Raw genomic sequence first — 15,841 nt, forward strand, 5'->3', positions numbered from 1 at the left:
AGCTACGGCGCGACGGGCCTGCGCCGCAGCTCGTCCGGTGCATCGGGCTGCGCCAGCGGATGCGCGGACGCAAATGCTGGCGTGACCATGGCAGCCTCGAACACGCGCCTGAGCGTCGGCGCCGAGGCGAGATCGAGGCCCTGGTTGAGCGCGAAGGTGACGTGGCCCGCGAGGCAGATGTCCGCCGTCGTCGGCGCATCGCCATGGCAGAAGCGGCCGGTCGCGGCGTGGCCGGCGAGTTGCGCCTCGACAGCGACGATCATCTCCGCGGCCCAATGCCTGAGCCAGGCCGTGCGCGCGCGGTCGTCGACATGCAGCACCTCGGTGAGATAGCGCTGCACCCGGGGCGTCGTCAGCGGATGCGCGTCGCAGGCGATCATCGCCGCCAGCGCCCGCACCCGGGCGCGGCCCTTCGCATCGGCCGGCAACAGCGCCGGTGCCGGAAAGACCTCGTCGAGATAATCGAGGATCGCGAGCGACTGCGTCAGCACCGTGCCGTCTTCGAGCTCCAGCGACGGCAGCGCCATCTGCGGGTTGAGCGCGGCATAGGCCTCGCCGCGATGCTGCCGACGGTCGATATCGACCGGCACGAGCTCGTACGCGACGCCCTTCAGATTGAGCGCGATGCGCACACGAAAGCTCGCAAGCGACCGCCAGAACGAATAGAGCTTCATGCGGATGCTCCCCGGAGGACGTCCGATTGTGCCTCAGGGTCCGCCCGCCGTCACTCCGCGCCCGGCGTGAAATCCTGGTCCGCCACCGCGGCGCCCTGCGGCACCTTGATCACGACGACAGCCCGGTTGAGCGCCTGGTGGCACGAATTGCAGGCCGCCGTGAGGTCCGCATAGGACTGTTCGAAACGGCCGATGTCCTTGACCTTGATGGCCTGCGCCAGCTCGTCGAACGGCTGCTGCGTCACGGCGGCGTTCATGTCGGCGAACGAGTTGCCGTCGACCAGCGGCTGCGCCCGGCTGACGCGGTTGAAGGCGCCCTTCAGATTGCTGAGCTCGTAGGCGCTGAACGCCCAATTGCCGGCGTGGGCGGCGATCCACAGCCGGATGTGGCGCGGCTGGATGGTCGCGATCATCAGGTCGCTGACGGTCGGCACATAGGCAGGCGCCGGCGGGGGCGCTTCCGCGCGCAGGCCGGCCATGGTCGCAAGCGAGGCAAGCCCTGCGGCTACAGCCGTCAGCCGTACGCTGCGGCGAAGCGTCTCGAAATTCATCTAATGTACTCCCATTCATTTAGAATTATTCTAAAGAATGGCTGCAGCCGTCGCCAATGGATTTCGGTGATCGCAACGATCAGAAATTCTTGATGGCGCGCGCCCGACGGCAATTTGCGGTCTCGCCACGATGCGCGCACTGGCGGCTGCTCGTTCATTGGCCGGGCCTGCCTCACGCGCTGCCCTTGATTGGCTTCAGGGCCGCGCAGCCCACCGGCCGTCGTCGTCAGAGTCGCAATGGCGCGGGGCCCGTCGGCTTTGCAGCGGGCGCCGCTTCCGGTGACGGCCTCGGCGAGGTCATTCGCAAGCGCGCTCGGCAGCGATCGGCACCAGACCCAGACGGGTGCGATGTGGTGTCATCTGGCGCCGATCGTCCGGCGCAGCCACGCGTCGACGATCGCGGTGGCGGGATGGCTGGCATTGCCGAGTTCGCGGTTGATCTCGATGTGGCCGCGCAGCCCGGTGCCGCGGACAGCTTCGACCTCGGCCGGCGTTCCGGCCTGCATCAGGGCGGCGCCGAGCGCCTCGGATTGCGCCGTGCCGTCGGCGCGGTCGACGTGGAGGATCAGGAAGGCCGGCGCATTCGGCTTGGCGGCCTGCAGCGTCGGCGACAGCGCCCGCTGGCGCGCGGGATCGGTGCCGAACGCCTGGATGTAGGTGTCCGTCATGAAGCGGCCGCTGTCGGCGATCTGGCGCGCAACGTCGTAGCAGGCGCCATCGAGCGCGACGATGCCGCCGACGTCGCGCAGCGACAGCCCGGCCGCGGCCAGGTAACGCGGATCGGTCCCGACCAGCGCCACCAGATGGGCGCCGGCACTGTGGCCCATCAGCACGATCCGCGCGGGATCGATCCCGAGCCGCCCGGCATTGTTGCGCAACCACGCCACCGCCGCGGCGACATCGGCCGCCTGCTGCTCGACGCTCGCCGAGGGCACCAGGCGATAATCGATCGAGGCGAAGGCATAGCCCTGCGCCAGCAGATGCTCGACCTTCGCAGCCCCGGTCGCGTTGCGCTTGTCGCCCCGCATCCATCCACCGCCATGGACGAAAACGACCAGCGGAGCCGCGGTGCCTCCCCTCGCCTGCCAAAAATCGAGTCTCTGCAGCGGATCGCTTCCATAAGCATATTCTGCGGCCGGCGCGATCCTGCTCTCTGCCTCCCGCGCCGCCATCCGCGCCTGCAGCCGCTCCAGGAATGGCCCCGCAAGCGCAGGCGACAGAGAAGCCGGCTGCAGGAGCCACAGGCCCGCAGCTAACAGAAGAGGAAATGTCGAACGCAACATCGCATGCTCCATCATCGTGAGACGATAGCAGCACGTGTTGCTTAATGAAGGCCGCACGCGGCGTTGTTACAAATTGGCAAGAACGGGCACGTCCGCGGAACTACGGGAGCGGCGCGGCATCACCGGGATGACCGCCGCCGTCAGCGTCAAGCTGGATCGAGCCCCTCCGGAAGGCTGATCCAGATGACGGTCTGCGCCTCCGGAGAATGCAGCGTCCGGTGTCCCTTGCCATGCGTGTCTTCGAACAGGATGAAGCCGCCGGCCGGAATGTGCCTTCGGTCTCCGTCGCTGGTCTGGTAGTCCGCCGATCCGTCGAGCCGGACGGTGAGCGAGCGCCGCGGCACGGTGTGCCAATCGACCAGCCCTGCCCCGGCCGGAATCCGTGTGAAGCTGATATGCGTGCTCGCATATCTCGCGGACACGTCGAAAACCGCGGCCTCCGGGTGAACCTGCCGCGTGCTTGTCGGAATGTCGACCTCGTCGAAATGCGACTCGCCATCGGCGGTCGCGTAAACCCGCGGGCATTTCATCACAGGCCCCCTTCCGGCGAGCGTCATCGTAATCCGTCTCCGATCCCAGACCGGATGGCAGGGTATCATCCAGCGCGGCCGCGATCTGCCCGCCGGCGATACGCGCGCAGAAAAAGCGCCCCACCTCCTGATATTGTATTTGTGTCACGATACATCTTATAATTGATCCGTGCGTGTCGCGCCGCCGGCGTCCGGCGGAAGACCGACAGCCGAAGAGACACGCTGCAGGGGAGGAACAGGATGACGCACAATCCCGGATTCCAGTTCGCGGAAGCGGAGCTTCTGCTCGAGATGGCGCAACATGCCTATGCCGGCACGCCCTCGCTGACGGAAGCGGTGGGAACATGCGGCGTCCCTCCCGTCCCCGAGCCGAGCAAGAATTGGACGATCTGCGCCGACCTGACCCCGAGCAGCGCCACGCTGCTCGATAATTACTGGCAGGTCTGGCAGAACCAGGACGACACCACTCAATACGCGATCGCGGTGCGCGGCACCGTCGCAACCGACGCCAGCATTCTGGCCGACCTGCTCTTTCCGCTGATCAACGCCCGCTTCGACCTCAAGCTCGACTCGATCACGCTGCCGTTCCATCTGGCCCGAGACGAGGGCGACAGCGCCGTGAAGGCCGGCGTGCATTCGGGCTTCGCACTCAGCCTCGTGCTGATGCTGTTGACGACAGACCGCCCGCTGCTCGCGACGTTGCTGTGGCTCGCGGGGGCGGCCAAGACCGTCTACATCACCGGACACAGCCAGGGCGCCTCGATTGCGACGCTGCTGACGTCGCTGGTCCGGCACTCGGCGCAGGATTTCAAGGGGCCGACCTACAAGACCTATACGTTCGCGCCGGCCAAGGCCGGCAATGATCACTATGCCTATGACTACGCGAGGCTGGCCGGCATGAACGGCCATGGCTGGGCGGTGACCTCGACGCAGGACTGGGTGCCGCAGACGCCGCTGACCCTGGAGTGGTTGTCGGACCTGAATACGCCAAATCCGCTGCGCGGCTTCGGCGGCGCTCCCGATCCCGAGGCGGCGGTCACGCTCGGCGGCTTGACCGTGGAGGTCGAGAGCGCCATCGACCGGGTCCGCCAGGATCACACGCAGCGCCTTCGGCGGCGGGTCGAAAGTCTCTCGCTCAGACTGAGGTCGGAGCCGATTCACTTGAAGGCGTCCGATCTCCACGCGCCCTCCGCCGCACCGGTCACGGGCTCTGACATCGCCGACCTGATCCAGCAGATCCTCGACCAGATTCAGCTGTCGCTCGACTACGCCCATGTCGGCGCCACGGTGCCGCTGTTCGCCACCCCCGGCGGCAACCCGACCGACGGCACGAAAGGCTGCCAGACGTTCGACTACTTCTGGCAGCACCATCTCGGCAACTACCTGAAGTACCTGACGCAGCAGTATGGCGGATGAGGCGGGACGCCGCGACGGGCGCGCCGTGTCCCGATCAGCGGCCTGTCCGCCGGGCGTCGGCGCCGGCGCGCAGGCGGCGGTCGATGTCGCGCCTTGCGGATCATGGCGGCAACTCCCGGACGCGGCGGCCGCGGCCTGGTGGTGACGCGTCGATACCGTCCGGCGTTCGGCAGAGAGCTCAGGTCACGCTCGACAGGAAGCCGGCCAGGATTGTCCGGCTCTGGCTCAGCGTCTCGATCCGTTGATCGATCAGGCCGACCTGCTGAGCCAGGATGCGTCGCAGATCGTCGCAGGGCGTGAAAGCCGGCTGGTCGCTCTTCACGCAGGGGAGCAATTGCTGGATCGTCTCCAGCGTCATCCCGGCCGCGCCGAGCAATCTGATCCGGCGCACGGTTTCCTCCTCCGCCGGGCCATAGTCGCGATAGCCGGAACCGGTCCGTCGCGGCGCCAGCAATCCCTGGCCTTCGTAGTAACGCAGCATCCGGACGCTGACCCCCGTCCGTCGGGAGAGCTCGCCAATCTTCACCTGAAAACCTCTTGACCCTGACAGCACTGTCAGACCTTACAGAGTCTGCTCATCCAGGTGAATGCCCTTGGAAAGGAGCAACCATGAAAGCCTATCATGTGAATGGCCATGCCGGTGCCGGTCGTCTCGTGCAGGTCGACGTCCGCAAGCCCGAACCCGGCCATGGCGAGGTCCGCATCCGCGTCGAGGCGGCGAGCCTCAACTACCGTGACCTCATCATCCTCGACCGCGCCGGCCAAGGCGGGCTGGATGGCCGCATTCCGCTCTCCGACGGCGCCGGCGTCGTCGATGCCGTGGGCCCCGATGTCGTCCAATGGCAGGTCGGCGACCGGGTCGCCGCGTCGTTCTTTCGCGATTGGGTCTCGGGTCCGTACAAGGCCGCATACGTCGCGTCAGCGCTGGGCGGCAGCACGATGGATGGCATGCTGGCGGAGCATGTCGTGCTGCCGGCCACAGCTGTCGTCGCCGTGCCCGAGCACCTCACCTCGATCGAGGCCGCGACCCTGCCCTGCGCCGCCGTCACGGCCTGGCATGGCCTTGTGACGCGCGGCGGGATGGGCCGAGGCGACACGCTGCTGGTGCAGGGCACCGGCGGCGTCGCGCTGTTCGGCCTCCAGTTCGCCACCGCGCTGGGCGCGCGTGCGATCGTGATCTCGTCCTCGGACGAGAAACTCGCCCGCACCAAGGCGCTCGGCGCTGCGATCCTGATCAACTACCACACCACGCCTGACTGGGACCTGGCGCTGATGACGGCGACCAGCGGCCAAGGCGCCAGTCACGTCCTCGAACTCGGCGGCCCCGACACCTATGACCGATCGATCCGCTCGCTCGCCTCGGGCGGCAAGATCGTTCAGGTCGGCGTCCTCACCGGATTCGGCCCAAAACCCGACCTCGCGCGCCTGCAGTGGGAAAATGCCGACATCATCGGCGTCACCGTCGGTTCGGTCGCGCATTTCACAGCGATGAATCGGTTCCTCAGCGACCACACGATCCACCCGATCGTCGATCGGGTGTTTGGCTTCGACGAGGCACCGCAAGCGTTTGCGCATCTCCGGTCCGGCGCACATTTCGGCAAGATCGTTGTGAAGCTGTAGGCATGGAGGCAATGGATGGCCGGCATCATCATGGGGCGGATCGGCTCCTGGCGGCCAACGCTGCCGATGCCGCCATCTCAGGACTGCCGGCGCCGCGCATTCTGTGCAGTCCGGCAGCATCACCGTAACCTCGCGCTATGCTCGAGCTTCTGACCAGCACGCTGCTCGATGCGCCAATCGACCACACCTATGGCGAGTTGCTTCTGGAGAACCGCTTCGGCTCGGCTAGCTTCACCGTGCCGTTCGGCCTAAAAGAACATGAACCTTGCCCCCCGCGCCGCCACAGCATTGCGCACGCCGATGGCTCGGCGTCGGGCGCGACGATCGACGATCGCAATGGAGGGCGAAGACGTGGATTGCCGGCGTGTCAATTCGCGGAACGCGATGGGATAGGGACAGCCAGATTGAAACACGTACCTCTCTGGCAGACTAGGAAGTGATTTCCGCCAACAACAAAGCACGGGAGAACTGCCTGAAGACTGATTTGGAGGGACGTTCCAGCAATCCATATTATAATACCTCAGCCGGACGATCGCCCGGCTTCGGTGGCACGAGCCTTGCTGAGTGTCGGTGGATAGTTGAAGCGCAACTTCGCGGGAGCCCATCATGCTTAGACGGCTCTATTCGGCCATTGGGATTGTGAGCACGGCGGCAATATGCGGCGTTTGGATTGTTAGCGCGGCTCCCGACTACTGGCTGAAAGTAGCAGCTCGGACCAATGCGGCGCTTGCCGTAGAACCTTTGATTTATTTGGGGGCTCAACCGAACAGCCCGGCGATAGATGGTCAAGCTCTATGGATCGCCGCGCTTAAGGGTAATAGTGCGACCGTAAGAGCTCTTCTAGATGCGGGAGCAGACGTTCACGCCGCGGACGATTTCGCCCTAGCGGAAGCGGCCAAGTACGGCCGTACCGAAGTTGTACAGATACTACTCGAAAGGGGAGCAAATATCCATGCCGAGGACGATTTGGCCTTGCGCGTCGCGTCCAGCGCTGGACAGATCGAAACTGTTAGGCTCCTCCTACAGGCTGGAGCGAGCCCTCATGCCGCCGCCGACGACGCGCTGAGGTGGGCGCGAATCGGTGGGCACTGGGGAATAATACAGTTACTGGAAGACACGTCCCGGAAACGGGCTAGAGACGGCCAGCTTCGCCAGCCAGCAGATCGCAAAGAAAATCAAAAAAACTTGTGATAGATAGACCGAAATGCAATCATAAGATGAGACGCATTTAGGAGGGGGAGGATGCTCGACAATACCTCTCGGAGCTTGTTTGCTCTCGGATTTCTTGCATTAGTCTCATTTCCAACGAATGCCGGAGCCAGCTACTATATCGAGCTATACAACTACTTTTCCCTCATCCCAGCACTGCCAATCGTGACTCCACAAAATGAGCAGCCGGGCGACATCTACGACGCCCCTGGCACGATATACGCCCGCAAAACTGATTGTTTTCCAGAGGCTAAAGTCGATTCTTCTGAGACATACTTTCCAAGAGCCCTCACTTTGGACATCAGAAATCTATCTGGAGAAGCTGCAGCGGCTCGCGAGATGATCGGGCAGGTTACCGCCGAAGCTGGAACGTCACTCGAAAATTCCGTGAAAGTGTCGTTCGGAGAGAGCGGCAAAGTTAAGTGGGACCAGATCACTGTCCGCAACCTAGGCACCCTTCTGTCTGAGCAGAACACCAGGAATGCCTGCCGTCAACGCCTACTCTCTTTGCTACGATCCACATCCGACGATCCGAATAGCGTTCCATGGATCATTCAATCAGTTTGGTATGCAACAGTGAACACCGCTTATCGAACAACGACTAAAGTGAGCGCAGCTGCGAGCGGGAGCATTAAATTACGGCTGTATTCCATTGATACTAGCGGAGCAACTCAGACTGAGCAGCAATCGGAGAGATTAACGATCGCAAATACAGGAAGAACCCCCTTCCCCATTGCTTGGCGACCGGCATTTATTTCACAATCGCACTATGAATACATCAACCAATTATTATATGCGGACTGGCTTCGATCGTTGATGAAGCAGATTTATCTCGGCAAATCCGATCAGGAGATCTTAGAGATCCTTCGAAAGGACTTTCAGTTCGACCCCCGAAAAATCCCTACCCCCAAAGAGATTGCGCGTGACATGACGCGAGGCAAGCCAATCAGCTTCGAACCCGACAACAAGGAGCACCTCCTCTACATGCAAGCGACCGATTTGCTCTTTGGAGTCTCTGAAGCTATCGCGGTCAACAACAGCAAGTGAAGGGAACCGGGAAATCAGAATATCTTGAGATATTTGCCGACCGTAGCTGCATGATCCTTTGGATTGTGTAATTTCGTCCTAACGAACGCCCTTGGTAGCAGTGCGGCATTCCAGGGACGCCCCAAGAGATTCGCTAGAAGCGCGAGTATTTTGATTTACCGAAACTTTTCTTTCCATTTTTTCCGAATCCGTTCTTATATTGTCCCGTCCTGCTTCCGCCCGAGGGGCGTGTCGCGACCGTCGCGAGAGGTGGGATGTGATGGGCGCAAGGAATCGCAGCGCGTAGGGCGGATTAGCGAAGGCGTAATCCGCCGTCATAACCATGACATTACGCATGCTGCCGACTTACCGGAGTGGCGGATTACGCTCCGCTAATCCGCCCTACGGGCCACCGACTCTTCGGGTCGGTCCATTGCTCCAAATAGAAAACCGGAATGTAGTAGTGCTTCGGCTCTTTTGACATACTTGCTGTATATCAGACCGCTTTGCGTGGCTTCATCAGAAACTAATGCGAGGAACGAACGAAGTTTGCGACCGCAACTATTGCAGCAATGACGCCGCCCGGGATGCCAATCCACATAGCCAGTGTTTTCCAGTGTTCGCGTCGACGCTCTATCTCGGCCCGAACTTCCGTGGCATTCATGTCGTATTTGCCCCACTTCCGTTCCTCTTTGAGCAATTCCCAATACGACCAAGTGCTAAGATTGCCTTGATTCTTCATTGCGCCCTCTCCCACGCTCCGAAATCAGGCCCGACCCGCCATCCCAACCATAGCGGCCTAGTTAAAAAAAGCCTACAGTAGAAGTCTGAGATTCGGAGGCGAGCATGAACGGCATGGAAAGCGCCCGGCGCGACGGCAGCTATGTAGCAGTTTCGCTCGGCGGAGAAGCTCTGGCCTTTGCCTATTTTGAAGACGGGAATTGGATAGCACCGCGAATGGTTGGCAGGCCTGAACTTGGTTTTAGCCCTGTCAGCCCAATAGGTTGGGTCGACATTCCGACACCAGAGCGCCACTAACTAACTCCCCAGAGCTGACTTCTGAACCGATAGCGGTTCTGGCCTCAACATTGTTTTGAAAAGCAGCGCCTCGCTGCCGCTGCCAGTACACGGCGATAGAGCGCCTTCATCATGACGATCTCGACGTTTCGTATTACTACCGCGCTCCGCCATCATTAGCGCGTAGGGCAGATTGGCCAAAGGCGTAGTCCGCCGTCAGATTCATGACATTACGCGTGCTGCTGACTTACCGGAGCGGCGGATTACGCTCCGCCAATCCGCCCTACGAGCTGCATCGCGCATCCCCACGGGCTACTCCGGCCCTTGCACCGTTAGTCTGACAAGGTGTTAGGATGGCGCTTCCCTGGAGGTCGCCATGCTGAGACCGGCGCCAGAGCGAAGAGAAATCGAAACAGCAATTCGAAGGATTATGCCACCCAAAACACATTTGGGACGCGCCCCATGAAACATCTGCTTCAATCACTTCAATTGTTGGCCGTGCAGCCAGACCAGGGAAACAATCTCCATATTTCTGAACGTAACATCAGAGATTTCATGGCGAGGATTCCTATAAAGGACCGCGCGCGAACATTGGCTAGCATTAGATCCGGAATTGCTGATCTAATGCAAAATGATCCTCGGACCAAACTCCTGTTAGAGGGGGTCGACGATTATCTAAATCGTTTAGAATCAGACTAGGCTCCCTTCCCAGCAAACAAGCTTTATAAGAGCGGCAAGGGGATGATGCGTCGATCACTTGGCCAAGTTAGGACCGCTTGCGGTTATGCCAGTGCGGCGCTGTCAAGCGAGCTGGAATAAGGCGCTAAGATTCTGCGACCAAGGGCGCGCGCAATGATGCGATTCATTTTCATCATAACGGCTTCCGTCGTAGCCGCGGGGCAAGTCTCCGCTCAATCAGGCGGGCTTATCAAACAAGTGCAAGACCGATGGGAGAAGTGCCTCAAGGAATCCTACAGCACCAACAGGAAACGCACGCCCGATCGAAACGCGGCGGCTGAAATGGCTTTTCAGGCGTGTGGCACCGAGGAAGAGTAGCTCTGGGCACAATCGCAGCAAGTCGGCGTGCCTCGCAGTTCTTTTGCTCACCTCAGGTCGGCAATGAAGCAGGTCTTGTTGGAAGGGAAGTAACCATCACGCCGCCCGGCTGTCCGACCAAGACCTAGATGGCACACCAAAGTACCGGACAGTATCGAGCGCGGCGACCCAGACTGGGGCCGCATTGGGTCATTCTTGATCGGACCACCCGGCATGTCCGGAATTCGCCCTTAAGGGGCATTCCAGGGCTTTGATAAGAGGTGCGTTATTGGCGCTTCGGAACATACTGCGCCGCCGCGCGAGCGTATCGCTAACGGGCCAAATCGGACGTAGCCTTCGTCACGCCAACCGGTTTATGAATACACTGCTTAGTTTCAGTATTTTCGAATTCTGTCGTCGGCGCATCAGTCGACCCCTGGCTGGTTGCCATCAACGAAGTCAACCCGGCGGCTTCAAGTGCACGGTGTATGGCAGCCAGATGTTGATGGATGGGACCCAGCGGCCCGTTTCAAAATAGTGGATGGGCTATACGGTGACGCTGCACTTAATTGAACTTCGTTTAGTTCCTGAATAGAGTGCAGCGTCACCGCAATGAGCTGAGTTTGCTCGATGTGTCGATGATTTAAGACGTAGTTGCTACGATCTGGATCATTGGCATCCCGGGTCTTGACTTCGCCAACCAGTACCTCATTTGGAGAATGAACCAGAACCTGACGCCAGGTCTGGCTCAATTCGAAGGCTATACCGATTGGCGGCACGAAGGACGGCGGCTCTCGCTTCATCGAGATCCCGCGGCGTACAGCGAGCGCGGGAAGAGATATCGATATTGCTCCATCGTGGTCGAGTGTCTGGTCCTGCCTTGGTTGTTTGGCGGGCTGCTGATTCTGATGAGCGCTCGTTAGTGGCCCACTCGTCAGCAGGCGACGGTTCGGAGTCGAGCCGCTGTTTGGCGCTGAGCTGCCTTATCGACGCGAGATGCGCCGGCACCTGGCGCGGAGCGCCGTGGGTCGGCTCAGAAGGCGCCGCCGAAAGCGCATGCGAAACGATCAACCGTGCAATTGCGCGTTGAGACCGGCCCAATTTGAAGTCCGTCTGATCGCCTCGAGAGCGCCGCTCTGGGAGTTGCGACGAAACAGCAGCCCGTTCTGGCCTGAGAGCTGCTTGGCCTTCAAGATGCGGTCATCTTCCAGCAGGATGCGTGCGCCTGCGGTGACGTAGCAGCCGGCTTCGACGATGCAATCATCACCCAGGGAAATGCCGATGCCGGCGTTGGCTCCGATCAGGCAGCGCTCGCCGACCGTGATCCTCTCTTTGCCTCCTCCGGACAGCGTCCCCATGATCGAAGCTCCGCCCCCGATGTCGCTGCCGCTTCCCACGACAACGCCGGCGCTGATCCGACCTTCGACCATGCAGGGGCCGAGCGTGCCCGCGTTGAAATTGCAGAAGCCCTCATGCATGACGGTGGTCCCGGGCGCCAGATGGGCTCCGAGCCGCACCCGGTCCGCATCTGCAATTCTCACATCCGCAGGCGTGACGTAGTCGGTCATGCGCGGAAACTTGTCGACGCCCGTGACCTCGAAGACGAGGCCGCGCGTTCGTGCTCTGAGCTGCGCGGCCGGGACGCGAGCACATTCACAGGGACCGAAGGAGGTCCAGGCCACGTTCGGCAACAGACCGAAGATGCCTTCAAGATTGAGACAGTTGGGCTGCACAAGCCGGTGGCTCAAGAGATGCAGTCGAAGATAGGCGTCGTGCACGTCAACCGGGGCGGAGGCGAGCGAGGCAATCCGTGTACGAATCGGCACGATGTCGACGTTTCGAATAGTGTCGTTCCGTGCATATCCCTCGGCTGCCTGTCCCAACGATCTCGTGATCTCGTCCTCGGTCAGCCGTACCGTCGCAGCCTCGTCGGCCTCGTCGACCAGGCGCAGCTGAAGAAACCAGGAATCGAGCACGTGACCCTCCGCGCTGATCGTGGCAAATCCCTCGCCGCTCGCACCCATCCGTTTCGTGGCCATCCGAATTGCTCACACCAAGTTTCTGCGTTTCTTGCATACGCGAACTCTGCCGAGATTGGCAATCTGCGCAGGCTCACTGCCGAAGTCCGGACCAGCGAGGCGAATCTCCGTGTTCACTCGCTTCCTTCCGATTCACCGAAAGATTCTTCTTTTCTTTTTTCCGAAATCATGTATATCTCTTCCCGTCCTGCTTCCGCCGGAGGGGCGTGTCGCGACCGTCACGAGACGTGGGGAGTGGGATGCGATGGGCGCAGGGAATCGCAGCGTGGCTTCGTGCCGCGCGGACGAACGGTTCGTTGCGCACGGCGAAATCGTGCGGTCCTGACACCCCGACGCTGGTGTCCAGCGCAATGCGCGCAAGCGTATTGTCGCCATGGTGGCCAACAAGCCCGGCGCACCAGGGAGACCACGTATAAGCCGTTCCAACCGTCGCGCAGGGAAGGCCGGGTGTTTCGGCCAGACCTGTGGTGACTGCCGCCTGCTTTTTTTGCTGCAGGCGGGCCACGGGCGCGGCCAGCGCCCGGCCTTCCCTGCGCCCTCCTCTGATGTCGAGGGCGAAACCTGATGCACGGCTCGGGCGCGATGGCGCCGCGGGAGACGATGGCGCATGTCTGCGAGAAGAATGCATTCGGACGGCTTGGCTGCCGAGCAGCGGCACGGCCTCATGGTTCGAGACGCCGCTGCGCGGCTCCTCACCATGAGGGTCAAAAGCCGAGGCGGCACTGCACACCGGACCATGAACACGCCGAGAGGCGTGTTCATGGAGAGGGTTTGGCGCCGAACTCGGCGCGGCAGATCGACCATGAGGTCGCCGCCGGCTTCCGACAGCAACCTCCTGGAGAGTTTAGCGCTGAAATCGGCGTCTCCCCTCACCCTGAGGAGACCGCCGAAGGCGGGCGTCTCGAAGGGCGAGGCCCGGACCGTAGCGGCGTGTCGAAGATGCGGCAGGACCGCTGCCGCTCCCCGCAACCTTTTGTTAACCGGCGTTAACCGAACGCTAACCAACCACCGGGCAAAAATTGCCGAGTTGAAGTGAGTGTCGTGGTCGGGTGCGGATGACGGGGGAGGCCCTTTCCGTGGACGCCAGCACAGTCGCTCCAGTCAGAAACGGCGGCCCTCCGGCCGCCGCGCAGTCGTTCGGGGCCGGCAAACGCGGCTCGCGGGAAGGGGCGAAAGCCATGGTCGACGTCACGGCGGGTCAGGGGGCTGGGTCTTCGGCCGGCGGGTTCTCATTCGGCGACCTCAAAACGGCGGTGCTGCGCGGCGACATCGCGCTGGCGCTCGGCATCCTCACCATCCTGGTGGTGCTGATTCTGCCGCTGCCCTCGGTCATCCTCGACCTGTTCCTGGCGATCTCGATCACGCTGTCGATCCTGATCCTGATGACCGCCCTGTTCATCCAGACGCCGCTGGAATTCTCCGCCTTCCCGACCATCCTGCTGATCTCGACGATGCTGCGGCTGTCGCTGAACCTGGCTTCGACCCGGCTGATCCTGTCGCGCGGGCACGAGGGCACGGATGCCGCCGGCCACGTCATCGAGGCGTTCGGCAACTTCGTGATGAGCGGCAATTTCGTCATCGGCATCATCGTGTTCGCGATCCTGGTGACGGTGAACTTCGTCGTCATCACCAAGGGTTCGGGCCGCATCGCCGAGGTCGCGGCGCGCTTCCACCTGGACTCGATGCCCGGCAAGCAGATGGCGATCGACGCCGATCTCTCCGCCGGCCTGATCGACGAGAAGGTCGCCAAGGCCAGGCGCAAGGAGCTCGAGGACGAAAGCGGCTTCTTCGGCGCCATGGACGGTGCCTCGAAATTCGTCCGCGGCGACGCGGTCGCCGGCCTGCTCGTCGTCTTCATCAACATCATCGGCGGCATCATCATCGGCGTCGCCCAGCAGGGCCTCGGTTTCGGCGAGGCCGCCCGCACCTACACCACGCTGACCGTCGGCGACGGCCTCGTCACCCAGGTCCCTGCGCTGATCGTCTCGACCGCGGCCGGCCTGCTCGTCTCCAAGGCCGGTGTCACCGGCGCTGCCGACAAGGCGCTGATCAAGCAGTTCTCCGGCTATCCGCAGGCGCTCGGCATGTCCGCCGCCGTGATGCTCGTGCTGGCGCTGCTGCCGGGCATCCCGACCCTTCCGTTCCTGGCGCTCGGCGGCGGCGCCGCGGCGCTGGCACTGAAGGCGCGCCGGCACAAGGAGGTCGCGAAGGCCGAGGAGGTCGCCGCAGCCGCCGCGCCCGCCGCAGCCGCGGCCAGCGCCGCGGCCGCGGAGGAGCCGATCTCGGCTGCGCTCAAGATCGACGATCTCAAGATCGAGCTCGGCTACGCGCTGCTGCCGCTGGTCAACGCGCCCGACGGCACCGACCGGCTGACCGACCAGATCAAGGCCCTCAGGCGCTCGCTGGCGATCGAGATGGGGTTCGTGATGCCGTCGGTCCGCATCCTCGACAACGTCCAGCTCGAGGCCAACACCTACATCATCAAGATCAAGGAGGTCGACGCGGGCTCCGGCAAGATCTGGCCGAACCAGTTCATGGTCATGGACCCCGGCGGCAACCAGGTCGCGGTGCCCGGCATCCACACCACGGAGCCGACCTTCGGCCTGCCCGCCACCTGGGTCGACGCCGGACTGAAGGAGGAGGCGACGCTCAAGGGCTACACGGTGGTGGACGCGGCGACCGTGCTGTCGACCCATCTCACCGAGCTGCTCAAGGCCAACATGAGCGACCTGCTCTCCTATGGCGAGGTGCAGAAGCTCTTGAAGGAGCTGCCGAAGGAGCAGAGCGAGCTGGTCAAGGACATCGTGCCGACGCTGATCACGATCTCCGGCATCCAGCGCGTGCTGCAGCTGTTGCTGTCGGAGCGGATCTCGATCCGCGACCTCTCGACCATCCTCGAAGGCGTTGCCGACGCGCTCGCCTTCTCGCGCAATCCCGCGACCATCGTCGAGCACGTCCGCGCCCGCCTCGCCCGCCAGATCTGCGCCCAGAACACCTCGCCGATGGGCTATCTGCCGCTGATCGCGCTGTCGGCGAAGTGGGAGCAGGCGTTTGCGGAGTCGCTGATCGGCCAGGGCGAGGAGAGGAGTCTCGCGATGCAGCCGTCACGGCTGTCGGAGTTCATGACCGCGACCCGCGACGCCTTCGAGCGCGCCGCGCGCGAGGGCGAGTCGCCGGTGCTGGTGACGTCGGCGGCGATCCGGCCCTTCGTGCGCTCGCTGGTCGAGCGCTTCCGTGCCCAGACCACGGTGCTGTCGCAGGCGGAGATTCATCCGCGGGCGCGGCTGAAGACGGTCGGGAGCGTGTGAGGCGGAGGGTGCGGAACTTGCGAGTCAGTCCGAAGTTATTGAATGCAGGACCGGCGCATGGCGCCGGTTTTGCCGCTTTTGAGAGCAAGCCGAGCTGTGCTTGGCCGCAACAGGCAAACGATTTCTTAATTTT

The 15,841-nt window shown here is 62.5% G+C and carries 13 protein-coding genes; 6 read left to right on the forward strand and 7 right to left on the reverse strand.

Going from position 1 to position 15,841, the window contains the following annotated elements:
• Positions 1-2: 2 nt before the first annotated feature.
• The 4 genes from maiA to QQL87_RS17385 form a co-directional block, all read right to left on the reverse strand.
• A complete protein-coding gene (gene maiA, locus QQL87_RS17370; protein WP_284420156.1) occupies positions 3-674 on the reverse strand; it encodes a maleylacetoacetate isomerase in 672 nt (223 codons plus the stop codon).
• Positions 675-724: 50 nt separating this feature from the next.
• The gene (locus tag QQL87_RS17375) at positions 725-1,225 is read right to left on the reverse strand and encodes a cytochrome family protein (RefSeq protein WP_284420157.1); all 501 of its coding nucleotides are present in this window, start codon (positions 1,223-1,225) and stop codon (positions 725-727) included.
• A gap of 356 nt (positions 1,226-1,581) precedes the next feature.
• Complete coding sequence (locus tag QQL87_RS17380) at positions 1,582-2,523, reverse strand: alpha/beta hydrolase (protein WP_349817281.1); 942 nt, start codon at positions 2,521-2,523, stop codon at positions 1,582-1,584.
• 131 nt (positions 2,524-2,654) lie between these two features.
• Entirely contained in the window at positions 2,655-3,065 is a 411-nt protein-coding gene (locus QQL87_RS17385) for a cupin domain-containing protein (RefSeq protein ID WP_284420158.1), read from the reverse strand.
• 213 nt (positions 3,066-3,278) lie between these two features.
• On the opposite strand from QQL87_RS17385, the gene QQL87_RS17390 reads away from it, so the two are divergent.
• A complete protein-coding gene (locus QQL87_RS17390; protein ID WP_284420159.1) occupies positions 3,279-4,454 on the forward strand; it encodes a lipase family protein in 1,176 nt (391 codons plus the stop codon).
• Positions 4,455-4,632: 178 nt separating this feature from the next.
• Here the strand turns inward: QQL87_RS17390 and QQL87_RS17395 are convergent, their stop codons facing one another.
• Positions 4,633-4,980, reverse strand: a complete 348-nt coding sequence (locus QQL87_RS17395; RefSeq protein ID WP_284420160.1) for a MerR family transcriptional regulator — start codon at positions 4,978-4,980, stop codon at positions 4,633-4,635.
• An 83-nt stretch (positions 4,981-5,063) separates the two neighbouring features.
• Between QQL87_RS17395 and QQL87_RS17400 the strand changes: the two genes are divergently transcribed.
• The 3 genes from QQL87_RS17400 (at position 5,064) to QQL87_RS17410 (ending at position 8,330) form a co-directional block, all read left to right on the forward strand.
• A complete protein-coding gene (locus QQL87_RS17400; RefSeq protein WP_284420161.1) occupies positions 5,064-6,074 on the forward strand; it encodes a zinc-dependent alcohol dehydrogenase family protein in 1,011 nt (336 codons plus the stop codon).
• Positions 6,075-6,680: 606 nt separating this feature from the next.
• The gene (locus QQL87_RS17405) at positions 6,681-7,265 is read left to right on the forward strand and encodes an ankyrin repeat domain-containing protein (RefSeq protein ID WP_284420162.1); all 585 of its coding nucleotides are present in this window, start codon (positions 6,681-6,683) and stop codon (positions 7,263-7,265) included.
• Between the two features lie 51 nt (positions 7,266-7,316).
• A complete protein-coding gene (locus QQL87_RS17410; RefSeq protein WP_284420164.1) occupies positions 7,317-8,330 on the forward strand; it encodes a hypothetical protein in 1,014 nt (337 codons plus the stop codon).
• A gap of 505 nt (positions 8,331-8,835) precedes the next feature.
• Here QQL87_RS17410 and QQL87_RS17415 read toward each other — a convergent pair.
• On the reverse strand, positions 8,836-9,051 hold the full coding sequence (locus tag QQL87_RS17415; RefSeq protein WP_284420166.1) for a hypothetical protein: 216 nt from the start codon (positions 9,049-9,051) through the stop codon (positions 8,836-8,838).
• Between the two features lie 104 nt (positions 9,052-9,155).
• On the opposite strand from QQL87_RS17415, the gene QQL87_RS17420 reads away from it, so the two are divergent.
• On the forward strand, positions 9,156-9,347 hold the full coding sequence (locus QQL87_RS17420; RefSeq protein ID WP_284420167.1) for a hypothetical protein: 192 nt from the start codon (positions 9,156-9,158) through the stop codon (positions 9,345-9,347).
• A 2,081-nt stretch (positions 9,348-11,428) separates the two neighbouring features.
• Here QQL87_RS17420 and dapD read toward each other — a convergent pair.
• The gene (dapD, locus tag QQL87_RS17425) at positions 11,429-12,400 is read right to left on the reverse strand and encodes a 2,3,4,5-tetrahydropyridine-2,6-dicarboxylate N-succinyltransferase (protein ID WP_284420168.1); all 972 of its coding nucleotides are present in this window, start codon (positions 12,398-12,400) and stop codon (positions 11,429-11,431) included.
• 1,178 nt (positions 12,401-13,578) lie between these two features.
• Between dapD and flhA the strand changes: the two genes are divergently transcribed.
• Complete coding sequence (gene flhA / locus QQL87_RS17430) at positions 13,579-15,708, forward strand: flagellar biosynthesis protein FlhA (protein WP_284420169.1); 2,130 nt, start codon at positions 13,579-13,581, stop codon at positions 15,706-15,708.
• Positions 15,709-15,841: the final 133 nt, after the last annotated feature.

Origin of the sequence: Bradyrhizobium sp. SSBR45G, assembly GCF_030159255.1 — a bacterium.
Lineage (GTDB): Bacteria > Pseudomonadota > Alphaproteobacteria > Rhizobiales > Xanthobacteraceae > Bradyrhizobium.